Origin of the sequence: Enterobacter sp. BNK-34 (assembly GCF_048684445.1) — a bacterium.
Taxonomy (GTDB): Bacteria; Pseudomonadota; Gammaproteobacteria; order Enterobacterales; family Enterobacteriaceae; genus Enterobacter; species Enterobacter pseudoroggenkampii.
Genome location: NZ_JBLQUA010000001.1, coordinates 360,640 through 383,722, shown reverse-complemented (window position 1 = coordinate 383,722; position 23,083 = coordinate 360,640). Strand labels below are relative to the sequence as shown.

Sequence of the window (23,083 nt, the reverse complement as noted above, 5' to 3'; positions counted from 1 at the left end):
CCGCTAAGCTTGCTGGCATGCGCCCTGTTAATGGGCACTCTTCGCAACATGGAGGAATAACAGTGAAGTTTAAGGTGATGGCCCTGGCGGCATTAGTAAGTTTTGGTGCGGTGTCGGCGCAGGCAAGTGAACTGCCGGATGGCCCGCACATCGTCACTTCTGGCACCGCAAGCGTGGACGCGGTACCCGATGTTGCAACCCTGGCAATTGAAGTCAATGTGGCTGCGAAAGATGCGGCATCTGCCAAGAAGCAGGCTGACGATCGTGTTGCGCAATACCTTTCTTTCCTCGAGCAGAACGGCGTCGGTAAAAAAGATATCAACTCTGCGAACCTGCGTACTCAACCCGATTACGACTACCAGAATGGTAAAAGCATCCTGAAAGGCTACCGCGCCGTGCGTACCGTTGAAGTGACCGTGCGTCAGCTGGATAAGCTTAACTCGCTGCTGGATGGTGCGCTGAAGGCGGGTCTGAACGAAATTCGTTCCGTGTCGCTGGGCGTTGCGCAACCGGAGAAATACAAAGACGAAGCGCGTAAAGCGGCGATTGATGATGCCATTCACCAGGCGGAACAGTTGGCTTCTGGCTTTAAGAGCAAGCTCGGCCCGGTTTACAGCGTGCGTTACCACGTCTCTAACTACCAGCCAAGCCCGATGGTACGGATGATGAAGGCTGATGCAGCCCCGGTGTCCGCTCAGGAAACTTACGAGCAGCCAACCATTCAGTTCGACGATCAGGTGGATGTGGTCTTCCAGCTGGAACCCGTTGCAGCACAGCCGAAACCGGCTCAGTAATCTGTAGGCCGGGTAAGGCGAAGCCGCCACCCGGCTTATTTTTTAATCCTGTCTCAACACCTTGTGCCCGTACGCCAGCAGCGCGTCAGTGACGTTGCGCATCATCCGGCTTTCCGGCGCAAAACGGTGCCAGTAGAGCATCCGACGCTGATACAGCCCCGGCGTTAAGTCAATCAGCTCACCGCTTTTCAATTCTTTCTCAATCTGCAGATGCGGGATCATGCAGCAGGTGGTGCCCTGACGCGCAAGCTGCACGAAGGCTTCAGATGAGTTAACGATATGGCAAGGCACGCTGCCCGGCGGCAGATCGAAGTTTTGCTGCAGGAACGCCTGATGCATATCGTCCAGATGGTCGAACGCCACGGCAGGGGCTTTCAGCAGCGCCGCACGGGTCACCCCGTTGGGGAAGTAGCGCTCGGCAAAGGATTTTGAACCCACGAACAGGTAGTCCAGGGCGCCCAACTGATCGACAAGGCAGCTTGGCAACGCCTGAGGCTGGATACTAACCGCCCCAACCACTTCACCGCGACGCAGGCGCTCCTGGGTACGGGTTTCATCTTCAACCTGCAAATTCAGGCGGATAGGGGAGTCAGCTAATACCGGCGCCAGGGCCGGCAGCAGCCAGGTCGCCAGACTGTCGGCGTTGACCGCCAGAGAGAGCAGCAGCGGCGTAGAGCCCGTTTGTTCGTCACCCAGCCACTCGTCTTCCAGCAGTTCAACCTGGCGCAGCAGGGCGAGGAGCTTTTGTCCCTGCTCGGTTGGCCGTGGCGGCACGGTACGCACCAGCAGCGGCTGACCGAACATGTTTTCAAGCTGTTTGATACGCTGTGATACGGCGGACTGCGTGATGCAAAGCTTTTGCGCCGCGCGCTCAAAACCTCGTTCACGAATAACTGCATCAAGTGCCTGTAGTGTTCTGTAGTCCGGACGTTTCATTGCTCTGGCTGGCTCCTTAATTTTGCTTATTCTGCACTATGACACAATTTTCCCTTTGTGGCAGACGAATTCCATTCGACGTGTTCTATAATGCGCCCTGAGTTTTCATACCACAGGCAAAACGATCATGACGCAGGATGAACTGAAAAAAGCAGTAGGATGGGCCGCTCTCCAGTACGTACAGCCGGGTACCATTGTCGGTGTCGGTACGGGATCAACCGCGGCACACTTTATCGATGCGCTGGGCACGATGAAGGGGCAGATCGAGGGCGCGGTTTCCAGCTCTGATGCTTCCACGGAAAAGCTGAAAAGCCTCGGCATTACCGTTTTCGATCTCAACGAAGTGGATCGTCTGGGGATTTACGTTGATGGCGCGGATGAAATCAACGGCCACATGCAGATGATCAAAGGCGGCGGCGCGGCGCTGACGCGCGAAAAAATCATCGCCTCCGTTGCGGACAAGTTTATCTGCATCGCAGACGCCTCCAAGCAGGTCGACATTCTGGGCAATTTCCCGCTGCCGGTCGAAGTGATCCCGATGGCGCGCAGCGCGGTTGCCCGTCAGCTGGTGAAGATGGGCGGTCGTCCGGAATATCGTCAGGGCGTAGTCACCGACAACGGTAACGTGATCCTCGACGTTCACGGTCTGGAAATTCTCGACGCGATTGCGCTGGAAAATGCCATCAACGCTATCCCAGGCGTAGTGACCGTAGGGCTATTCGCCAACCGTGGCGCGGATGTGGCACTGATCGGCACCGCTGACGGCGTGAAAACCATCGTAAAATGATCTGACGGGGGGAGTCCTCCCCCCGCTAAAAAATTTTTGAAAAGCTAAATTCGGTGACTTGTGTCACGTTTTTGAGCCTCTTTTGCCGATCCTGCCGCGTTTGTAAATTTCCATAGCATTTTCCTCTGACATTTTGCTCTGTATGACTTTTCTTCAGAGTGCCGACGCAAACGTTCATATTGCTGCAATAGTTTTTTTTGATATGTTGGCTACAGCGGATTCATATCCAGCACAACATCAGTTCAGACAAAAACAGGGTCGGGTAAATGGCAAAGGTATCACTGGAGAAAGACAAGATTAAATTCCTGCTGGTCGAGGGCGTGCATCAAAAAGCAATCGATAGCCTTCGTGCGGCAGGTTACACCAACATCGAATTTCACAAAGGGGCGCTCGATACCGAAGAGCTGAAAGCGTCCATCCGTGATGCCCACTTCATTGGCCTGCGATCCCGTACTCACCTGACTGAAGACGTTATTGCTGCGGCGGAAAAGCTGGTGGCTATCGGCTGCTTCTGCATCGGTACCAACCAGGTTGACCTGAATGCTGCTGCCAAACGCGGTATTCCCGTCTTCAACGCCCCGTTCTCCAATACCCGTTCCGTGGCGGAGCTGGTGATTGGCGAACTGCTGCTGCTGCTGCGCGGCATTCCTGAAGCGAACGCCAAGGCGCACCGCGGCGTGTGGAACAAGCTGGCGTCTGGCTCCTATGAAGCGCGTGGTAAAAAGCTGGGGATCATCGGCTACGGCCACATCGGTACGCAGCTCGGTATTCTGGCGGAATCCCTGGGTATGCACGTGTTTTTCTACGATATCGAAAGCAAGCTGCCGCTGGGTAACGCCACCCAGGTTCAACACCTCTCTGACCTGCTGAACATGAGCGACGTGGTGAGCCTGCACGTGCCGGAAAATGCGTCCACCAAAAACATGATGGGTGCGGAAGAGCTGGCGCTGATGAAGCCAGGCTCATTGCTGATCAACGCCGCGCGCGGCACGGTTGTCGATATCCCGGCACTGGCGGATGCGCTGAAGCGTAAGCATCTGGCGGGCGCGGCCATCGACGTGTTCCCGACCGAGCCAGCCACCAACAGCGATCCGTTTACCTCTCCGCTGTGCGAGTTCGACAACGTGATCCTGACGCCACACATCGGCGGTTCGACCCAGGAAGCGCAGGAGAATATCGGTCTGGAAGTGGCGGGTAAGCTGAGCAAATACTCCGACAATGGTTCTACGCTCTCTGCCGTGAACTTCCCGGAAGTGTCTCTGCCGCTGCACGGTGGTCGTCGTCTGCTGCACATCCACGAAAACCGTCCGGGCGTGCTGACCGCGATCAACCAGATCTTTGCCGAGCAGGGCGTCAACATTGCCGCGCAGTATCTGCAAACGAATTCGCAGATGGGTTACGTGGTCATTGATATCGAAGCGGATGACGATGTTGCCGAGAAAGCGTTGCTGAGCATGAAGTCTATAGCGGGGACGATTCGCGCGCGTCTGCTGTACTGATGGGTGCGAGGTAAATGCAAAACGGTAACGATAGTTACCGTTTTTCATGTTTTCACCCTCTCTCTGTGGGAGAGGGCTGGGGTGAGGGCATCAGGCTGCCTGTTTCACCACTCCCACAACTTCGATGGCGTCACTACCGCCGGCAACGGCACATCCCACTTCTCCACCGGCAACGCCTCCACGCCCTGACAATCATGCGCGTAACCCACCGGCTGCACCCCGTACTGCTGCCAGTTTTGCAGCGTCCTGTCATAAAAACCGCCGCCCATCCCTAAACGCTGGCCCTGTTCATCAAACGCGACCAGCGGCGTAATCAGTACATCCAGCTGCGACAGCGGGAGCACGTCGCGCACGTCGAGTTTCGGCTCGGTGATTTTCAGGCGATTCACCACCAGCTCGCTGTGCGGGTGGTAGTGCAGAAACAGCAGATTACCGTCGCTAAACGGGTGCAGCACCGGCAGGTAGACTTTCTTCCCGGCGCGCCAGAGCTGCTCTATCAGCGGTTGGGTGTCCAGCTCTCCATCAAATGACAGAAACAGCGCAACGGTATGCGCCATCACGACAGGGGGATATGCCATCATACGGGCGGCGGCCTGCTGGGCAAAATGCGCTTGCTGATCGGCGGTTAACGCACGGCGGCGCTGACGAATGAGCTGACGGATGTCCTGGCGTGAAGCCGAAACTTCAGGGAATTGAGTCATGGTAGTCGGTAGAAGAAAAGAGAGGGAATCTCCGAGATGCCGCCGCAGGCTGTAACCCTTGAACCCTTGGTTCAAGGTGAATGTGTCGTCATAGTTTTAAGGCTTCTCGGACGGACCGAGCATGCTCACCAACCATGGAGCGCCACATTCTTGTGGTATGAAATATCGGCTCAGGGGACTGGCCCGCTTGCGAACATCTCAGAGAAATTTTGTCTTCACAGTTACTCTACCATAGTCAACTGAGAAGTGTTATTCAAACTTGGGTCCCGGTCTTTCGGGATTGCGACCTTGATCAAGCAATGCCTGTTCTATGGTCTGCTGGAGCATTTTAATGCGCTGCTCCATGCTTGCCGCGTAGTCGCGGGTCTTCGCTTTTTCCTGAGTCAGTTCATAGCTGATGTTCAACGCGGCGATGAAAACCAGCTGCTCAGTATTTGTGACTCTAGTGCGTTCTTTTAGATCTTGCAACCGCTGATTCAAATCGTCCGCTGCCTGATTCAAAGCATCCCTTTGTTCAGGCGGACAATTCACTCGCAGTGAACGGCCAAAAATCTGGAGATCGACGGGTTGTGCAGACATGCCACCTTCCTGCTGATTGACTGCGCTGCCTTCGCTTACTGCCCCGGGGGCTGCGAAGGGGCGACACTATAGCTACCCTGATGTGAAGATACAAGCCCTTTTCTGGTATCACCAGGGTCCAAAGTGGTAGCATATCATGAAACTTCCCCCCTTTGACGACGAATGCTCATGTCTATACAGAACGAAATGCCTGGTTACAAGGATTTAAACCAGTTACTGAACCAGCAGGGAGTCGGTTTAACCCCTGCCGAAATGCACGGTCTGATCAGTGGCATGCTGTGCGGCGGAAACAGCGACAGCTCATGGCAGCCGCTGATCCACGACCTCACGAATGAAGGGCTGGCGTTTGGTCACGAGCTGGCGGAAGCGCTGCGTAAAATGCATGCCGCCATCAGTGATTCGCTGGAAGACGATGGCTTCCTTTTTCAGCTTTATCTGCCTGAAGGCGACGACGTCAGCGTGTTCGATCGCGCCGATGCGCTGGCCGGCTGGGTAAACCACTATCTGCTGGGGCTGGGCGTGACGCAGCCTAAACTGGATAAAGTCACCGGCGAAGCGGGTGAAGCGATCGACGACCTGCGTAACATCGCCCAGCTTGGCTACGATGAAGACGAAGACCAGGAAGAGCTGGAAATGTCGCTTGAAGAGATCATCGAGTACGTGCGCGTGGCGGCACTGCTGTGCCACGACAACTTCACGCGCTCACAGCCGACCGCGCCGGAAGTCCGCAAGCCAACCTTACATTAAGAAAAATAACGCACAGGAGGGTGTCATGGTTATCTCAAGTCAAGAGTATTCGCGCCGCCGTCAGGCGCTGCTGGCAACAATGCAGCCGGGCAGCGCCGCGCTGATTTTTGCTGCGCCCGAAGTGACGCGCAGCGCCGACAGCGAATATCCTTATCGCCAGAGCAGCGACTTCTGGTACTTCACCGGCTTTAACGAGCCGGAAGCGGTACTGGTGCTGATTAAGAGCAATGACACCCACAACCACAGCGTGATTTTCAACCGCGTGCGCGATCTGACGGCCGAAATCTGGTTTGGCCGCCGCTTAGGGCAAGAGGCCGCACCGGAAAAGCTTGGTGTTGACCGCGCGCTGGCGTTTAGCGAAATCAACCAGCAGCTCTATCAGCTGCTTAACGGCCTCGACGTGCTCTATCACGCGCAGGGCGAATATGCGTACGCTGATGAGATTGTCTTCACCGCGCTGGATAAGCTGCGCAAAGGCTCGCGCCAGAACCTGTCCGCACCGGCCACGCTGACGGACTGGCGTCCGGTGGTGCATGAGATGCGCCTGTTCAAGTCTGAAGAAGAGCTGAATTTGATGCGCCGTGCGGGCGAAATCAGCGCGCTGGCGCACACCCGCGCGATGGAGAAATGCCGTCCCGGGATGTTCGAATACCAGCTGGAAGGCGAAATTCACCACGAATTTAACCGCCACGGCGCGCGCTATCCCTCCTACAACACCATCGTTGGCGGCGGGGAAAACGGCTGCATTCTGCACTACACCGAAAACGAAAGCGCTTTGCGCGACGGCGATCTGGTGCTGATTGACGCCGGCTGCGAATTTCAGGGCTACGCGGGGGATATCACACGTACCTTCCCGGTGAACGGTAAATTCTCACCGGCACAGCGCGCGATTTACGACATCGTTCTCGAATCCCTTGAGACGGCGCTCAGGCTGTATCGCCCTGGAACTTCCATGCAGGAAGTGACCGGTGAAGTGGTGCGCATCATGATTACCGGTCTGGTCAGGCTCGGGATCCTGAAAGGGGATGTCGACACCCTGATTGCTGAAAATGCGCATCGACCGTATTTCATGCACGGCCTGAGCCACTGGCTGGGGCTGGACGTGCATGACGTTGGCGCTTACGGCACCGACCGTTCGCGCGTGCTGGAGCCGGGCATGGTGTTAACCGTGGAGCCAGGTCTGTATATCGCGCCGGATGCCGACGTGCCTGAAGAGTACCGCGGGATTGGCATTCGTATTGAAGACGACATCGTGATTACCGAAACCGGTAACGAAAACCTGACCGCGAGCGTCGTGAAAAACGCTGACGATATTGAGGCGCTGATGGCAGCGGCACGCGCATGAGCGTGATTATCGTTGGCGGCGGCATGACCGGGGCTACGCTGGCACTGGCCATTTCACATTTGACGAAAGGCCAGCTTCCGGTGCACCTGGTGGAAGCCGTTGCGCCAGAGGCGTCCAACCACCCCGGTTTTGATGCCCGCGCCATTGCGCTCGCGCAGGGAACCTGCCAGCAGCTTTCCCGCATTGGCATCTGGCAGGCCATTGCCGACTGCGCCACGGCAATTAAAACCGTTCACGTCAGCGATCGCGGCCATGCTGGCTTTGTCACCCTGGACGCGCAGGATTATCGTATTGATGCTCTTGGGCAGGTTGTTGAGCTGCATGACGTCGGATTGCGTCTGTTCCGCCTGCTTCAGGACGCGCCGGGCGTTACGCTGCATTGTCCGGCGCGCGTGGCCAGCGTGAGCCGTAGTGAGGCGTCGGTTAGCGTGACGCTGGAAAACGGCACCGTCCTTGAAGGCCAGCTTCTGGTCGCCGCGGACGGTTCGCGCTCATCGCTCGGCACCCAGTGTGGCGTGGAGTGGCGCCAGCAGCCTTACGGCCAGGTGGCGGTCATTGCGAACGTCGCTACCGCAGCTGACCACGACGGCAGGGCGTTTGAGCGCTTTACGCAGCATGGCCCGCTGGCGATGCTGCCGATGTCGGACGGGCGCTGTTCCCTGGTGTGGTGTCATTCGCAGGATAAGGCTGAAGAGGTGAAGGCCTGGTCAGACGGACGTTTTTGTACCGAGCTGCAAAAAGCCTTTGGCTGGCGGCTGGGGCGTATCACCCATGCCGGCCAGCGGGCGGTCTACCCGCTTTCGTTGACTACGGCGTCTCAGTCCATCTCCCATCGTCTGGCGCTTGTCGGTAATGCCGCGCAGACGCTGCACCCCATCGCGGGGCAAGGGTTCAACCTTGGTTTACGCGACGTCATGAGCCTGGCGGAAACCCTTTCGCAGGCGTGGGGTGAGCAAAAAGACTGCGGGACGTATTCGGTGCTTAGCCATTACCAGAAGCGCCGCCAGGCGGATAAAGAGGCCACCATCGGTGTGACCGATGGTCTGGTCCATCTTTTTGCCAATCGCTGGGCACCGCTGGTTGCGGGCCGCAACCTCGGGCTGATGGCGATGGAACTATTCATTCCGGCACGTGACGTGCTGGCGCAGCGGACCCTGGGTTGGGTCGCGCGTTAAGGAGTTATCACCGTGCAAAATGTTGATGTCGCCATCGTTGGCGGCGGAATGGTCGGACTGGCATTGGCCTGTGGTTTACAGGGCAGCGGCCTACGCGTGGCGGTGCTGGAGCAAAAGCAGCCTCAGCCCGTTGCCCCGGATGCGCCGCCGGAACTCCGCGTCTCGGCGATCAATGCCGCCAGCGAGAAATTGCTGACGCACCTTGGCGTCTGGTCAGATATTGTGGCACAGCGCGCCAGCTGCTATCACGGCATGGAAGTGTGGGATAAAGACAGCTTTGGTCATATTGCTTTTGATGATGAAAGCATGGGCTATAGCCATCTGGGTCACATTGTTGAAAACGCGGTGATCCACCACGCGCTGTGGCAGAAAGCACAGCAGTGCAGCGACGTGACCCTGATTGCGCCTGCGCAGATCCAGCAGGTGGCGTGGGGCGAAAACGAGGCGTTTATTACCCTGCAGAGCGGCGATATGCTGACCGCGCGTCTGGTGGTCGGTGCTGACGGTGCCAACTCCTGGCTGCGTAATAAAGCCGATATCCCGCTGACCTTCTGGGACTATCGTCATCACGCGCTGGTGGCGACGATCCGCACCGAAGAGCCGCACGGCGGCGTGGCGCGCCAGATTTTCCACAACGACGGCATACTGGCGTTCCTGCCGCTTGCCGATCCGCACCTGTGCTCGATTGTCTGGTCCCTGGTGCCGGAGAAAGCCCAGCAGATGCAGGAGGCAACGCCGGACGCCTTTAACCAGGCGCTGTGCGTGGCCTTTGATAACCGCCTTGGCCTGTGCACGCTTGAAAGCGAGCGTCAGGTGTTCCCGTTAACCGGCCGCTACGCGCGTCAGTTTGCCGCGCACCGTCTGGCGCTGGTGGGGGATGCGGCGCATACCATTCATCCGCTGGCCGGGCAGGGCGTTAACCTTGGCTTTATGGACGCGGCGGAGCTGGTCGAGGAGCTGCGTCGCCTGCATCGCGAAGGGAAGGACATCGGGCAGCATCTCTATCTGCGCCGCTACGAGCGCAGCCGCAAGCACAGTGCGGCGATGATGCTGGCGGGCATGCAGGGCTTCCGCGAGCTGTTTGCCGGGGCGAATCCGGCGAAAAAACTGCTGCGCGATATCGGCCTCAAGCTGGCCGATACCCTTCCTGGCGTCAAACCTCAACTCCTCCGTCAGGCGATGGGTCTTAACGACCTGCCGGACTGGCTACGTTAATTTAGACCCCTGTCACACTTTATTTTCCCGGCCTCCGCGCCGGGGAAATTCCCTCGTTTGAAATATTCTAATTTCACGTCATTTTTCGCATTAGATAATCTAATGTCGCGTTTTTCTTGTTACGGAAATTCGGCCCGATTTTCCGCACGAAATATCACCATGTGCTAAATCCTGTTAGATCATTGTTAATTTTGTGCGGGGTTAATCGCATTTTTCCAGTGAATAACTCTGTAGGCTTTTTAGCGTTTTTTGGTCATAAGCTAATGTGATGACCCATTTTGCCTTATGGTTAACCGCCGGTTTCGGTGGTAAGTTCAGGTAAAAGAGAACGTTTGCGTCGGTGCCCGAACGCGGTGCCGATACCGGGTTTCACGGTGAATTTTTCAACGAGGACAAGATGGCTCAACAGACTCCTTTGTACGAACAACACGTGTTATGCGGCGCCCGCATGGTGGACTTCCATGGCTGGATGATGCCGCTGCACTACGGCTCGCAGATTGATGAGCACCACGCGGTGCGCACCGATGCCGGTATGTTCGACGTGTCCCACATGACGATTGTCGATCTGCGCGGTAGCCGCACCCGGGAGTTTTTGCGTTATCTGCTGGCAAACGACGTCGCCAAACTGAAGACGCCGGGTAAAGCGCTCTATACCGGCATGCTGAATGCCTCGGGCGGCGTGATTGATGACCTTATCGTCTATTACTTCACTGAAGATTTCTTCCGCCTCGTTGTAAACTCCGCCACCCGCGAAAAAGACCTCTCCTGGATCACCCAACACGCCGAACCTTATGCCATCGACATCACCGTCCGTGACGATCTGTCGCTGATCGCCGTGCAGGGGCCGAACGCGCAGGCGAAAGCCGCCTCTCTGTTTAACGACGAGCAGCGTAAAGCCACCGCTGGCATGAAGCCGTTCTTCGGCGTGCAGGCGGGCGATCTGTTTATCGCCACCACCGGCTACACCGGTGAAGCGGGCTACGAAATTGCGATGCCAAACGAGAAGGCCGCTGATTTCTGGCGTGCGCTGGTGGAAGCGGGCGTGAAGCCTGCGGGTTTGGGCGCGCGCGATACGCTGCGTCTGGAAGCGGGGATGAATCTCTACGGTCAGGAGATGGATGAAGGCGTCTCTCCGCTGGCCGCCAACATGGGCTGGACCATCGCGTGGGAACCGGCTGACCGTGACTTTATCGGCCGTGAAGCGTTGGAGATGCAGCGCGAGAAGGGCACTGAACAACTGGTGGGCCTGGTGATGACTGAGAAGGGCGTGCTGCGCGGCGAACTGCCGGTGCGCTTTACCGATGCTGACGGCAATCCTCGCGAAGGCGTGATCACCAGCGGAACCTTCTCACCGACGCTGGGCTACAGTATTGCACTGGCACGCGTGCCGGCGGGGATTGGCGAAACGGCGGTGGTGCAAATCCGCAACCGCGAAATGCCGGTCAACGTGACCAAACCGATTTTTGTTCGCGCCGGTAAGCCGGTCGCCTAATCATTTTTATCAGGAGAACTTCAATGAGCAATGTGCCAGCAGAACTGAAATACAGCAAAGAACACGAGTGGCTGCGCAAAGAGGCGGACGGCACTTACACCGTAGGGATCACCGAGCACGCGCAAGAGCTGCTGGGCGACATGGTGTTTGTTGACCTGCCTGACGTGGGCACGACCGTGAGCGCGGGCGACGACTGCGCCGTGGCGGAGTCCGTAAAAGCAGCATCCGATATCTACGCGCCGGTAAGCGGTGAAATTGTTGCCGTCAACGACGCGCTGAGCGATTCGCCAGAACTGGTCAACAGCGAGCCTTATGAAGGCGGCTGGATCTTCAAGATCAAAGCCAGCGACGAATCCCAGGTTGCCGCGCTGCTGGATGCGACCGCATACGAAGCACTACTGGAAGACGAATAACGTTGTGCCGGATGGCGCTGCGCTTATCCGGCCTGGAGATCAACGTAGGCCCGGTAAGCGTTAGCGCCACCGGGCAACAGCGTTACAGATAACTACGATTCACTGCACGTTTCAGGAACCATCGCTCATGACACAGACTTTAAGCCAGCTTGAAAACCGTGGCGCCTTCATTGAACGTCACATTGGGCCGGATGCTCAGCAACAGCAGGAGATGCTGAAGACGGTTGGCGCGGATTCATTAAACGCACTGATCGGCCAGATAGTGCCAAAAGACATCCAGCTTGCCACGCCGCCTCAGGTGGGGGAAGCCACTACGGAATTCGCCGCGCTGGCGGAGCTGAAGGCTATTGCCGGCCTGAATAAGCGCTATAAGTCTTACATTGGCATGGGCTACACCAACGTGCAGCTGCCGCCGGTTATCCTGCGCAACATGCTGGAAAACCCGGGCTGGTACACCGCTTACACCCCGTATCAGCCAGAAGTTTCCCAGGGCCGTCTGGAAGCTTTGCTGAACTTCCAGCAGGTGACGCTGGACCTGACAGGCATGGATATCGCCTCTGCTTCTCTGCTGGATGAAGCCACCGCCGCCGCCGAAGCGATGGCGATGGCAAAACGCGTGAGCAAGCTGAAAAATGCCAACCGCTTCTTCGTCGCGGCGGACGTGCATCCGCAGACGCTGGACGTGGTGCGTACTCGCGCAGAGACCTTCGGCTTTGACGTGATCGTCGACGACGCCGACAAAGCGCTGGATCATCAGGACGTCTTCGGCGTGCTGCTGCAGCAGGTAGGTACGACGGGTGAAGTACACGACTACGGCGCGCTGATTGCCGAGCTGAAATCCCGCAAAGTGGTTGTCAGCGTTGCCGCCGATTTTATGGCGCTGGTGCTGCTGACGGCGCCGGGTAAACAGGGCGCAGATATCGTATTCGGCTCCGCACAACGCTTCGGCGTACCGATGGGCTACGGCGGCCCGCACGCGGCGTTCTTCGGCGCGAAAGATGAATTCAAACGCTCCATGCCTGGCCGTATTATCGGCGTCTCAAAAGATGCTGCCGGTAACACCGCGCTGCGCATGGCGATGCAGACCCGCGAGCAGCATATCCGCCGCGAGAAAGCGAACTCCAACATCTGTACCTCACAGGTGCTGCTGGCAAACATCGCCAGCCTGTACGCCGTGTTCCACGGCCCGGCTGGCCTGAAACGCATTGCCAGCCGCATTCACCGCCTGGCCGATATTCTGGCCTGCGGTCTGCAGCAGAAAGGCCTTAAGCTGCGCCACCCCCACTACTTCGACACCCTGTGCGTGGACGTGGCGGACAAAGCGGCCGTGCTGGCGCGCGCGAATGCGGCAGAGATCAACCTGCGCAGCGACATTCACAACGCCGTCGGCATTACGCTGGATGAAAGCACCACCCGCGACGATATCCTGAACCTGTTCAGCGTGCTGCTGGGTGATGCGCACGGTCTGGACATTGATGCGCTCGACAAAGAAGTTGCGCTCGACAGCCGCTCCATTCAGGACAGCATGCTGCGTAACGACGCCATCCTGACGCACCCGGTCTTTAATCGCTACCACAGCGAGACCGAGATGATGCGTTACATGCACTCTCTGGAGCGCAAGGATCTGGCGTTGAACCAGGCGATGATCCCGCTGGGCTCCTGCACCATGAAGCTGAACGCCGCGGCAGAGATGATCCCGATCACCTGGCCAGAATTCTCCGAGCTGCACCCGTTCTGCCCGCCAGAGCAGGCGGAAGGTTATCACATGATGATCAACCAGCTTTCCGACTGGCTGGTGAAGCTGACCGGTTACGACGCGCTCTGCATGCAGCCGAACTCCGGCGCGCAGGGTGAATATGCGGGCCTGCTGGCGATCCGTCACTATCACGAAAGCCGCAACGAAGGCCACCGCGATATCTGCCTGATCCCAAGCTCCGCCCACGGTACCAACCCGGCCTCTGCCCAGATGGCGGGCATGGAAGTTGTGGTGGTGGCGTGCGATAAGAACGGCAACATCGATCTGGCCGACCTGCGTGCGAAAGCCGAGCAGGCGGGCGACAAGCTCTCCTGCATCATGGTGACCTACCCGTCTACCCACGGTGTGTACGAAGAAACCATCCGTGAAGTGTGCGAAGTCGTGCACCAGTTCGGCGGTCAGGTTTACCTCGACGGTGCAAACATGAACGCTCAGGTGGGCATTACCTCGCCGGGCTTTATCGGCGCGGACGTGTCGCACCTGAACCTGCACAAAACCTTCTGCATCCCGCACGGCGGTGGCGGCCCGGGCATGGGGCCAATCGGCGTGAAAGCGCATCTGGCGCCGTTTGTGCCGGGCCACAGCGTGGTGCAGATTGAAGGCATGCTGACCCGTCAGGGAGCGGTCTCAGCGGCACCGTTCGGTAGCGCCTCTATCCTGCCAATCAGCTGGATGTATATCCGCATGATGGGCGCGGAAGGGCTGAAGCAGGCGAGCCAGGTGGCGATCCTGAACGCCAACTATATTGCGACTCGCCTGAAGTCCGCCTTCCCGGTGCTCTATACCGGCCGCGACGGTCGCGTGGCGCACGAGTGCATTCTGGATATTCGTCCGCTGAAAGAGCAGACCGGCATCAGCGAGCTGGATATCGCCAAGCGTCTGATCGACTACGGCTTCCACGCGCCAACCATGTCGTTCCCGGTTGCGGGCACGCTGATGGTGGAGCCAACGGAATCTGAAAGCAAAGCCGAGCTGGACCGCTTTATCGACGCGATGCTGGCCATCCGCATGGAGATCGACCGCGTGCAGGACGGCGAGTGGACGCTGGAAGATAACCCGCTGGTTAACGCCCCGCACACCCAGCACGAAATGGTGGCAGAGTGGAACCACGGCTATTCCCGCGAGCTGGCGGTCTTCCCGGCAGGCGTGGCGAACAAATACTGGCCGACCGTGAAGCGTCTTGATGACGTCTACGGCGACCGTAACCTGTTCTGCTCCTGCGTGCCGATGAGCGAATACCAGTAACATTGCTGCTGTAGTAACGTAGGCCGGGTAAGGCGAAGCCGCTACCCGGCTTTTTTATTGGGAGAAGATAATGGCAATTGCACTGGTCACCGGCGCCAGCCGCGGCATCGGTAAAGCCACCGCGCTGCAGCTGGCTCGCGAAGGCTACACCGTGGCGGTGAACTATCATCACAACATTAACGCCGCGACGGACGTCATCAGGCAGATTGTGGATGCAGGCGGTAAAGCCTTTGCCGTCCGTGCAGACATCAGCGATGAAGCTCAGGTGCTGGCGATGTTTAACAGCCTCGATCGTGAAGGTGAGCCGCTGACCGCGCTGGTCAATAATGCGGGAATTCTGTTTGAGCAATCCACTATCGAGAATCTCTCCGCTGAGCGCATTAACCGCGTCCTGGCGACCAACGTCACGGGCTACTTCCTCTGCTGCCGGGAAGCGGTAAAGCGCATGTCCTTCAAACACGGCGGCAAGGGTGGGGCGATAGTGAACGTCTCTTCCGCGGCGTCACGTCTGGGCGCGCCGGGTGAATATGTGGATTATGCCGCGTCGAAGGGGGCGGTGGATTCGCTGACAACGGGTTTATCGCTTGAGGTCGCGGCGCAGGGCATTCGCGTCAACTGCGTCCGTCCGGGTCTGATTTATACCGATATTCATGCGTCCGGCGGAGAGCCGGGGCGAGTGGATCGCGTGAAAGCGTTGCTGCCGATGCAGCGCGGCGGCCAGCCGGAAGAGGTCGCCCAGGCGATTGTCTGGCTGCTGAGCGAAAAGGCGTCGTACGTAACGGGCAGTTTTATAGAGCTGGCGGGCGGGAAATAAGCCGGGTGGCGGCTTCGCCTTACCCGGCCTACCATTCGTGTAGGCCCGGTAAGCGCAGCGCCACCGGGCAAAAAATCACAACGCTTCGCCGTTGCTGGCAATCACGCTTTTATACCACTCGAAGCTCTTCTTACGGGAACGCGACATGTCGCCCGTGCCGTCGTCGTGCTTGTTCACATAGATAAAGCCGTAGCGCTTGCTGTACTGGCCGGTGGTGAACGACACGCAGTCGATACAGCCCCATGGCGTATAGCCCATCAGATCCACGCCATCGTGCGTCACGGCTTTGATCATCTCTTCCACGTGGGCACGCAGGTAGTCGATACGATAGTCGTCGTTGATGCTGCCGTCTTCTTCGACTTTATCGTAAGCGCCGAACCCGTTTTCCACGATAAACAGCGGCTTCTGATAACGTTCGTACAGTTCGCACAGGGAATAGCGCAGGCCTACCGGGTCAATCTGCCAGCCCCAGTCGGAGGCCTTCACGTGCGGGTTCGGTACGCTGCCTTCGAAACCGGAAATGGCATCGCCGGTACCGCCTTCCGCCTTCACCGCGTTGGTCATGTAGTAGCTGAAGCCCAGGTAGTCGCAGGTGCCTTCACGCAGGATCTGCTCGTCATCCGCTTCCATTTTAATGGAGAAGCCACGGCGCTCCCATTCGTTCAGCACGTAGGACGGGTAGTAGCCGCGCAGCTGGACATCGGTAAAGACGTAGCGCTCGCGCATTGATTCCTGGGCGAACATCACGTCTTCCGGTTTGCAGGAGAACGGATAGAGCGCCACCATCGCCAGCATGCAGCCGACTTTCATCTCCGGGTTGATGCGGCGCGCGGCTTTCACCGCCAGGGCGCTGGCCACAAACTGGTGGTGCAGGACCTGATACATGGTCTCTTCCGGATTTTCATATTCGGTGTAGACCACGCCCGAGCAGCAGTAGCCGAACAGCGGTGCGCGCCAGTTACGCTGGTTGTTGATTTCGTTGAAGGTCATCCAGTATTTGACCTTGTTTTTGTAGCGCTCGAAGACCACTTCCGCGAAGCGCACAAAGAAATCGACCACTTTACGGTTGGTCCAGCTACCGTACTCCTTCACCAGGTGCAGCGGCATTTCGAAGTGGGAGAGGGTGATTACCGGTTCAATGTTGTACTTCAGCAGCTCATCGAACATGTCGTCGTAAAATTTCAGACCCTCTTCGTTTGGCTGCGTTTCGTCACCGTTCGGGAAGATACGCGTCCAGGCAATAGAGGTGCGGAAACACTTGAAGCCCATCTCGGCAAACAGCTTGATGTCTTCTTTATAGTGGCCGTGGAAATCAATCGCCTCATGATTGGGATAATATTTCCCCGGCACCACGTCCTGCGTGATTTCACGCGGCACGCCGTGTGCGCCGCCGGTCAATACATCGCAAATGCTTGGCCCTTTACCGCCTTTGTTCCAGCCGCCTTCTACCTGGTGAGCCGCAACCGCGCCGCCCCATAAAAAATCTTTTGGTAAGGTCAATTTTTTCATCGCTGCTATTCTCAATAAATGGCTTATTGGCATCGAGTCTAGCAAAGCGAAATTAAATGTCACGATATAACAAGGTGTGCATAATGTGATTTGTCACATCAAAAAAACAGGGTGTTTTATTCTGTGAGTTTCTTCGCCAGTTTACGTCCCAGAGACTCCAGAATATAAATGACGGGAATTTGCGTGGTGATGTCGTAGACGCCTGCAATACGCGTCTGAGGAACATGCCAGGAGAGATTAAAGTCCGCCAGCTTTGCGAGGCGCGAGTGCTCATGGCTGGTAATGGAGAGCACTTTGCAGTGATGCAGGCTGAACTGGCTGGCGAAGCGCAGGATCTCCTCGGTCTCGCCCGAGACGGAGAGCACGATCGCCAGCGCATTTTTCGCCATATCATTGGTGACCGGGAAATAAGGGTCATCAATATGGTTGCTGAATTTTCCGATATTAGAAAAGAAACGTGCGCCATATTTTGCCAGCGAACCCGATGTCCCTGCGCCGACAAATATAATGCGTTCCGATGATAAAATAATATCGACCGCACTATCTAATAACGCGTCGAACTCTTCATTATTCACGCTTTTAAAAAAGCTGATAATTTCGCTGGCACCGAAGTTCGCCTGCTGGGGCTCGTTCTGTTCAAGATAAAGCTTAAAGCGCACGCGGAATTCAGAATAGCCTTCGCAGTTAAGCTTGCGGCAAAAGCGCAGGATAGTTGTGGTTGAGACATCTGCCGCATCCGCCAGCTCGCGGATGGTCATGTACATGACTTTGTCACGATTTTTTATGACATAGTTGTAGACCATCATCTCCAGGTTATTGAGACTGGCAATGGCGGAGTGGGTGAACATACTCACAATGGCATAACTCTTATTCTGACCTCATCGTCACATCATAACATGCACCCGGACGGCAGGATCCATTTTTATGCTCTTGATTCATAATGATTAAATTTTTATGTGAACAATTGTTAGGTGAAAGATTTCTTTATATCTATGATTTTTAGGTATAAATTTTGAAATGAAATTATTTTAGCTAACAGGTGTTCACTGGAATCATTCTCAGTTAGCATAGTTATGCGATGAATAATCATCTTTTGTTTTCCCGGAGTTTTGTATGGTGAGCAGACCATTAATCGCACAGGGATATTCGCTGGCTGAGGAAGTAGCCAACAGCATCAGCCACGGCATTGGCCTGGTGTTTGGGATTGTCGGTTTAGTGTTATTGCTGGTGCAGGCGGTGGACACCAATGCCAGCGCGATGGCCATTACCAGCTACAGCCTGTATGGCGGGAGTATGATCCTGCTGTTCCTGGCGTCGACGCTGTATCACGCGATCCCGCATCAGCGAGCCAAGACGTGGCTCAAGAAATTTGACCACTGCGCTATCTATCTTCTGATTGCAGGCACCTACACACCGTTTTTGCTGGTGGGGCTCAACTCGCCGCTGTCGCGTGGCCTGATGATTGTTATCTGGAGCCTGGCACTGCTGGGGATCCTGTTTAAGCTGACCATAGCGCACCGGTTTAAGGTGCTGTCACTGGTCACCTATCTGACGATGGGCTGGCTGTCGCTGATTGTGGTGTATCAACTGGCAGTCAAACTGTCGGTAGGGGGCGTGACGCTTCTGGCCTTAGGCGGTGTGGTGTACTCGCTCGGCGTGATTTTCTACGTCTGCAAGCGCATCCCGTACAACCATGCCATCTGGCACGGCTTTGTGCTGGGCGGCAGCGTGTGCCACTTTTTGGCTATTTATCTGTATGTGGGGCAGGCGTAGTTTTTTCCACCGTGCCTCACCCCGGCCCTCTCCCACAGGGAGAGGGAGGACACCAAAACCGTAGGCCCGGTAAGCGCAGCGCCACCGGGCGATACAGCATCACTCTTCCAGAGAATACGGCAGCGGCTCGATGCTCAGTGTGTTCGCATCGTCACGCACGCGAAACACGCTGTCAGCCTCCATGTCGTTGTTCATGACGGCCTGTACCAAAAGGCGTCCATCATCCAGCTGTACAGCGGCTAATACGGTGCCGGTGCGGCGCCAGTTATCACCCATCTTCAGCTCTAAGTCTTCACCCGCTTCAGGTACACGGCTGGCATGGCCCGCCAGCGTCCACAGCGCACGTTTGTTTGCTCCGCGGAATTTCGCACGCGCCACCATCTCCTGGCCGGTGTAACAGCCCTTTTTAAAGCTGATTCCTCCCAGCGCCTGCAGGTTGGTTGCCTGAGGAATAAACTGCGCGCTGTTTGCGGCGTCAATGATCGGCAGACCCGCTTCGATGTTCAGCGCCAGCCACTGCTGACTGTTGTTGAGCTGCGCTTCGCCGCGCAGCGCCTCGGTGACGCGTTCGGCAGTTGCCTCATCCGTGACTAACAGGAAACGCTCCGCCGGGTGTTCAAACCACAGGATGGATGTCGCGCCTTCGCTGACCACCTGCTTTTCCGCATCCGGCAGTTCGCTGAACAGATTTTTCAGCGCCGCACGCGCCTGGAAACCGGCCACACCCAGCAGGACATGTTCGTCGTCCGGGGTGATAGTAACTTTGGAAAAGACCGCGTACTTTTTCAGCTCCTTGAGCTGGGCCTCTTGCAGGCTGCGGCGCTCAATGAAGGCAAAGCCGTCCTGGCGGCGGAAGAGGCGCAGGTTGCTCCACATTTTGCCTTTTGGGTCACAATGCGCGGCCAGCAGGTGCTGGTGTTCGGTCATCTGGCTGACGTCGGCGGTCACCTGGCCCTGCAGGTATTTTTCGGCGTCGGCACCGGTGAGCGTTGCCAGCGCCCAGTCATCAAGAGAAATAAGCGTCAGCGGCAGACGCGCAGAGGCGGCGGGCTGGCGAGGAGAAAATGGTGTAAAGGCCATAACGATATCCTGAATTGCTTAACGCTTTGATAATGCCTAATGGTAAAAGAGCCTGCAGGCAATGCAAGCGCTTTCAGCAGACCATTTGTGCCTTAAACCGGTTATGCGTAGCGCTACGCAAAATAATGTAATCCGCTGTCTTTGTGGGGATTATTCTGGAAGCCTGCTCGGCGATCGCAATATTCCAGTAATGAAACGGTCAAAAACACGTTACACTAGCTGGTGTCCCCGTAGAGAAATAAAGAACACTGAAGGGGGTACCGACTGTGCCAAACGTAATGCAGGAAACTGAACATGGATATTAACAACAAGGCCCGTATTCACTGGGCGTGCCGCCGCGGCATGCGTGAACTTGATATTTCCATCATGCCTTTCTTCGAATATGAGTATGACACCTTAAGCGACGATGATAAGCGTCTGTTTGTTCGACTGCTTGAGTCTGACGATCCGGATTTATTCAACTGGCTGATGAACCACGGCAAACCCGCCGACACCGAGTTGCAACGGATGGTGCAATTAATTCAAACACGGAATCGGGAACGTGGTCCTGTGGCAATCTGATCTTCGCGTCTCGTGGCGCTCGCAGTGGATGTCTTTATTGCTCCACGGCCTGGTTGCGGCCATTGTGTTACTGATGCCGTGGCCGCTGAGCTATACGCCGCTGTGGCTGCTGTTACTGTCGTTTGTCGTTTTTGACAGCGTACGCAGCCAGCGTCGAATTAATGCCCGCCAGGGAGAGATTAAATTACTGATGGATTCCCGCCTGCGCTGGCAGGGTAAAGAGTGGGATATCCTCGGTATGCCCTGGATGCTCAACTGCGGCATGATGTTACGGTTACGCAAGGTGGACGGCGGGCGTTGCCAGCATCTTTGGCTGGCGGCTGACAGTATGGATGCTGCCGAGTGGCGAGACCTGCGCCGGATGTTGCTACAACAGACGACGCAGGGGTAACGCGCGTTAGCTAAACTTCTCTGCCATTTCGCCCAGGATCTGCTCGCACCAGCTTTGCAGGCGCTCATCGCTGAGATCGTACTGGTTGGTTTCATCCAGCGCGAGCCCAACAAACAGCTCGCCGTCGGCAATAATCGGCTTTTTACTGGTGAACTCGTAACCTTCGGTTGGCCAGTAGCCGATGAACGATACCCCTTTCGGCGCCAGCTTATCGTGCAGCATGCCGAGCGCGTCCAGGAACCACTCCCCGTAACCCAGCTGATCCCCCATGCCGTACATGGCAATGATTTTGCCTTCGAGGTTGAGCGTATCAAGCTGGTCCCAGATAGCTTCCCAGTCTTCCTGTATCTCGCCGAAATCCCATGTCGGGATGCCGAGGATCAGCACGTCATACTGCTCCATCAGCGTAAGCGCGTCATCTTTCAGGTTATGCAACGTCACCAGTTCCGGGCCAATGATGTCGCGAATTTTCTCTGCCGCCATTTCGGTGTAGCAGGTGCTGGAACCATAGAACAGACCAATATTCATCGCGTAACTATCTCAATTCTTGCTTTGACTTTGCGCGTAGTGTACCAGAAACCGGTCGCAATCAGGCATAATGGCCTGACTGCAGAATCAAAGGGGCTGATGTGGAAAAGGATCTCGCACTGATCGAACAGTTTCTCGACGCGCTGTGGCTGGAGAAAAACCTGGCCGAGAATACCCTTAGCGCCTACCGTCGCGATCTCACCATGCTGGTGGAGTGGCTTGCGCACCGGGGGTTATCCCTTGCGAGTGCACAGCGTGACGACCTGCAGGCGCTGCTGGGGGAACGTATCGCGGGGGGCTATAAAGCCACCAGTTCCGCACGTTTACTCAGCGCCATGCGTCGGCTGTTCCAGCATCTCTACCGTGAGAAGATCCGCGAGGACGATCCCAGCGCGCTGCTGGCATCCCCTAAGCTCCCGCAGCGGCTGCCGAAAGATCTCAGCGAAGCACAAGTTGAGAGATTATTACAGTCACCTGCTGTTGACCTGCCGCTGGAGTTACGCGATAAAGCCATGCTTGAGCTATTGTATGCTACCGGCCTGCGCGTTTCGGAACTGGTTGGTCTGACGATGAGCGACATCAGCCTGCGTCAGGGCGTGGTGCGCGTCATCGGTAAAGGAAACAAGGAAAGGCTGGTTCCGCTGGGTGAAGAGGCGGTTTACTGGCTGGAAACGTACCTGGAGCATGGTCGTCCGTGGCTGCTCAATGGTACGTCTATCGACGTCCTGTTTCCAAGCCAGCGCGCGCAGCAGATGACGCGGCAAACGTTCTGGCACCGCATCAAGCATTACGCCACACTGGCGGGTATCGACAGTGAAAAGCTTTCGCCGCACGTATTGCGTCACGCCTTCGCGACGCATCTGTTAAACCACGGCGCTGATTTACGCGTAGTGCAGATGCTGCTGGGGCACAGCGATCTTTCCACGACGCAAATTTACACCCATGTCGCGACGGAACGCCTGCGGCAGCTACACCAACAGCACCACCCTCGTGCGTGAGTGCCGACGAATTGTAACAGGAACACTTATGAAAAAGTCTTTCGCGCTGTTCACCCTGCTGGCAGCCTCATTTACCGGTTTCGCCCATGCGGACGACGCCGCCATCAAACAGTCGCTGGCTAAGCTTGGCGTCACCGGCAGCGATATTCAGCCTGCACCGGTTGCCGGCATGAAAACGGTGCTGACGAGCAGCGGCGTGCTGTACGTCACCGAAGATGGCAAACACATTATTCAGGGACCAATGTACGACGTGAGCGGCGCGCAGCCGGTAAACGTGACCAACCAGCTGCTGATGAAAAACCTGAACGCGCTCGAAAAAGAGATGATCGTCTATAAGGCGGCGCAGGAAAAACACGTCATTACCGTCTTCACCGACATCACCTGCGGCTACTGCCGCAAGCTGCATGAAGAGATGAAAGATTACAACGCGCTGGGTATTACCGTGCGCTATCTGGCCTTCCCGCGCGCGGGCGTGCAGAGCCAGCCAGAGCAGGACATGAAGGCCATCTGGTGTGCGAAAGACCGCAACAAAGCGTTTGACGACGCGATGAACGGCAAAGGCGTTAAGCCGGCCTCCTGCGACATTGATATTGCTAACCACTACGCGCTTGGCGTGCAGTTTGGCGTTAACGGTACGCCAGCGATTGTCCTGAGCAACGGCTATGTCGTTCCGGGCTATCAGGGACCGAAAGAGATGAAAGAGTTCCTCGACGCGCACCAGAAACAGTTTGGTGGTAAATAATCC

Annotated in this window: 23 protein-coding genes and 1 other RNA gene; 16 read left to right on the top strand and 8 right to left on the bottom strand. The window is 56.8% G+C overall.

Features of this window, described 5'->3' with window-relative positions; genetic code table 11:
• The first annotated feature begins 62 nt into the window (after window positions 1-62).
• A complete protein-coding gene (locus tag ACMGG5_RS01940; RefSeq protein ID WP_024906567.1) occupies window positions 63-794 on the top strand; it encodes an oxidative stress defense protein in 732 nt (243 codons plus the stop codon).
• Between the two features lie 42 nt (window positions 795-836).
• Here ACMGG5_RS01940 and argP read toward each other — a convergent pair whose 3' ends face one another.
• Entirely contained in the window at window positions 837-1,730 is an 894-nt protein-coding gene (gene argP / locus ACMGG5_RS01935; protein ID WP_048991662.1) for a DNA-binding transcriptional regulator ArgP, read from the bottom strand.
• 127 nt (window positions 1,731-1,857) lie between these two features.
• Between argP and rpiA the strand changes: the two genes are divergently transcribed.
• Both rpiA and serA read left to right on the top strand, forming a co-directional pair.
• Window positions 1,858-2,517 carry a ribose-5-phosphate isomerase RpiA gene (gene rpiA, locus ACMGG5_RS01930; protein ID WP_048991661.1) on the top strand — a complete coding sequence of 220 codons (660 nt, stop codon included), beginning with the start codon at window positions 1,858-1,860 and terminating at the stop codon, window positions 2,515-2,517.
• Window positions 2,518-2,783: 266 nt separating this feature from the next.
• Window positions 2,784-4,016 carry a phosphoglycerate dehydrogenase gene (serA, locus tag ACMGG5_RS01925; protein WP_048991660.1) on the top strand — a complete coding sequence of 411 codons (1,233 nt, stop codon included), beginning with the start codon at window positions 2,784-2,786 and terminating at the stop codon, window positions 4,014-4,016.
• A gap of 104 nt (window positions 4,017-4,120) precedes the next feature.
• Here the strand turns inward: serA and ACMGG5_RS01920 are convergent, their stop codons facing one another.
• From ACMGG5_RS01920 to zapA, 3 genes are all read right to left on the bottom strand, one after another.
• Window positions 4,121-4,717, bottom strand: coding sequence for a 5-formyltetrahydrofolate cyclo-ligase (locus ACMGG5_RS01920; protein ID WP_048991659.1), 597 nt, complete (start codon window positions 4,715-4,717; stop codon window positions 4,121-4,123).
• Between the two features lie 24 nt (window positions 4,718-4,741).
• Window positions 4,742-4,925: non-coding RNA, 6S RNA (gene ssrS, locus ACMGG5_RS01915), on the bottom strand.
• A 41-nt stretch (window positions 4,926-4,966) separates the two neighbouring features.
• On the bottom strand, window positions 4,967-5,296 hold the full coding sequence (gene zapA / locus ACMGG5_RS01910) for a cell division protein ZapA (RefSeq protein ID WP_006811891.1): 330 nt from the start codon (window positions 5,294-5,296) through the stop codon (window positions 4,967-4,969).
• Window positions 5,297-5,464: 168 nt separating this feature from the next.
• Between zapA and ACMGG5_RS01905 the strand changes: the two genes are divergently transcribed.
• From ACMGG5_RS01905 to ACMGG5_RS01870, 8 genes are all read left to right on the top strand, one after another.
• Window positions 5,465-6,043, top strand: coding sequence for a YecA family protein (locus tag ACMGG5_RS01905; protein ID WP_024906571.1), 579 nt, complete (start codon window positions 5,465-5,467; stop codon window positions 6,041-6,043).
• A 31-nt stretch (window positions 6,044-6,074) separates the two neighbouring features.
• Window positions 6,075-7,388 (top strand): Xaa-Pro aminopeptidase, encoded by a 1,314-nt coding sequence (pepP, locus tag ACMGG5_RS01900; RefSeq protein ID WP_152680654.1) that lies wholly within the window; start codon window positions 6,075-6,077, stop codon window positions 7,386-7,388.
• Window positions 7,385-8,563, top strand: a complete 1,179-nt coding sequence (gene ubiH / locus ACMGG5_RS01895; RefSeq protein WP_420277420.1) for a 2-octaprenyl-6-methoxyphenyl hydroxylase — start codon at window positions 7,385-7,387, stop codon at window positions 8,561-8,563. Before pepP ends, ubiH begins: the two co-directional genes overlap by 4 nt.
• Before the next feature lie 12 nt (window positions 8,564-8,575).
• Window positions 8,576-9,778, top strand: coding sequence for an FAD-dependent 2-octaprenylphenol hydroxylase (ubiI, locus tag ACMGG5_RS01890; RefSeq protein ID WP_024906574.1), 1,203 nt, complete (start codon window positions 8,576-8,578; stop codon window positions 9,776-9,778).
• Between the two features lie 397 nt (window positions 9,779-10,175).
• Window positions 10,176-11,270: a glycine cleavage system aminomethyltransferase GcvT gene (gene gcvT / locus ACMGG5_RS01885; RefSeq protein WP_048991676.1), complete on the top strand. Its 1,095-nt coding sequence runs from the start codon at window positions 10,176-10,178 to the stop codon at window positions 11,268-11,270.
• A gap of 23 nt (window positions 11,271-11,293) precedes the next feature.
• Window positions 11,294-11,683, top strand: a complete 390-nt coding sequence (gene gcvH, locus ACMGG5_RS01880) for a glycine cleavage system protein GcvH (protein ID WP_008499718.1) — start codon at window positions 11,294-11,296, stop codon at window positions 11,681-11,683.
• A 127-nt stretch (window positions 11,684-11,810) separates the two neighbouring features.
• Entirely contained in the window at window positions 11,811-14,684 is a 2,874-nt protein-coding gene (gene gcvP / locus ACMGG5_RS01875) for an aminomethyl-transferring glycine dehydrogenase (protein WP_420277418.1), read from the top strand.
• Between the two features lie 70 nt (window positions 14,685-14,754).
• The gene (locus ACMGG5_RS01870; protein WP_048991815.1) at window positions 14,755-15,498 is read left to right on the top strand and encodes an SDR family oxidoreductase; all 744 of its coding nucleotides are present in this window, start codon (window positions 14,755-14,757) and stop codon (window positions 15,496-15,498) included.
• 75 nt (window positions 15,499-15,573) lie between these two features.
• Here the strand turns inward: ACMGG5_RS01870 and ACMGG5_RS01865 are convergent, their stop codons facing one another.
• Window positions 15,574-17,007 carry a 6-phospho-beta-glucosidase gene (locus tag ACMGG5_RS01865; RefSeq protein ID WP_248272386.1) on the bottom strand — a complete coding sequence of 478 codons (1,434 nt, stop codon included), beginning with the start codon at window positions 17,005-17,007 and terminating at the stop codon, window positions 15,574-15,576.
• A gap of 116 nt (window positions 17,008-17,123) precedes the next feature.
• Window positions 17,124-17,855, bottom strand: coding sequence for a MurR/RpiR family transcriptional regulator (locus ACMGG5_RS01860; RefSeq protein ID WP_032650129.1), 732 nt, complete (start codon window positions 17,853-17,855; stop codon window positions 17,124-17,126).
• A gap of 265 nt (window positions 17,856-18,120) precedes the next feature.
• Here ACMGG5_RS01860 and trhA point away from each other — a divergent pair, with 265 nt between their 5' ends.
• Window positions 18,121-18,780, top strand: a complete 660-nt coding sequence (trhA, locus tag ACMGG5_RS01855) for a PAQR family membrane homeostasis protein TrhA (RefSeq protein ID WP_024906580.1) — start codon at window positions 18,121-18,123, stop codon at window positions 18,778-18,780.
• 99 nt (window positions 18,781-18,879) lie between these two features.
• Here the strand turns inward: trhA and ygfZ are convergent, their stop codons facing one another.
• Complete coding sequence (gene ygfZ, locus ACMGG5_RS01850; protein ID WP_248272385.1) at window positions 18,880-19,860, bottom strand: tRNA-modifying protein YgfZ; 981 nt, start codon at window positions 19,858-19,860, stop codon at window positions 18,880-18,882.
• Window positions 19,861-20,154: 294 nt separating this feature from the next.
• Between ygfZ and sdhE the strand changes: the two genes are divergently transcribed.
• Together sdhE and ACMGG5_RS01840 are read left to right on the top strand one after the other, a co-directional pair.
• Window positions 20,155-20,421 (top strand): FAD assembly factor SdhE, encoded by a 267-nt coding sequence (gene sdhE / locus ACMGG5_RS01845; protein ID WP_006178375.1) that lies wholly within the window; start codon window positions 20,155-20,157, stop codon window positions 20,419-20,421.
• Entirely contained in the window at window positions 20,402-20,812 is a 411-nt protein-coding gene (locus ACMGG5_RS01840) for a protein YgfX (protein WP_023326024.1), read from the top strand. Before sdhE ends, ACMGG5_RS01840 begins: the two co-directional genes overlap by 20 nt.
• A 6-nt stretch (window positions 20,813-20,818) precedes the next feature.
• On the opposite strand, the gene fldB is transcribed toward ACMGG5_RS01840, so the two are convergent.
• On the bottom strand, window positions 20,819-21,340 hold the full coding sequence (gene fldB / locus ACMGG5_RS01835) for a flavodoxin FldB (RefSeq protein ID WP_032650124.1): 522 nt from the start codon (window positions 21,338-21,340) through the stop codon (window positions 20,819-20,821).
• Window positions 21,341-21,441: 101 nt separating this feature from the next.
• Here fldB and xerD point away from each other — a divergent pair, with 101 nt between their 5' ends.
• Window positions 21,442-22,338: a site-specific tyrosine recombinase XerD gene (gene xerD, locus ACMGG5_RS01830; protein WP_023309098.1), complete on the top strand. Its 897-nt coding sequence runs from the start codon at window positions 21,442-21,444 to the stop codon at window positions 22,336-22,338.
• Between the two features lie 28 nt (window positions 22,339-22,366).
• Window positions 22,367-23,080 (top strand): bifunctional protein-disulfide isomerase/oxidoreductase DsbC, encoded by a 714-nt coding sequence (gene dsbC / locus ACMGG5_RS01825; protein ID WP_420277416.1) that lies wholly within the window; start codon window positions 22,367-22,369, stop codon window positions 23,078-23,080.
• Window positions 23,081-23,083 lie beyond the last annotated feature (3 nt).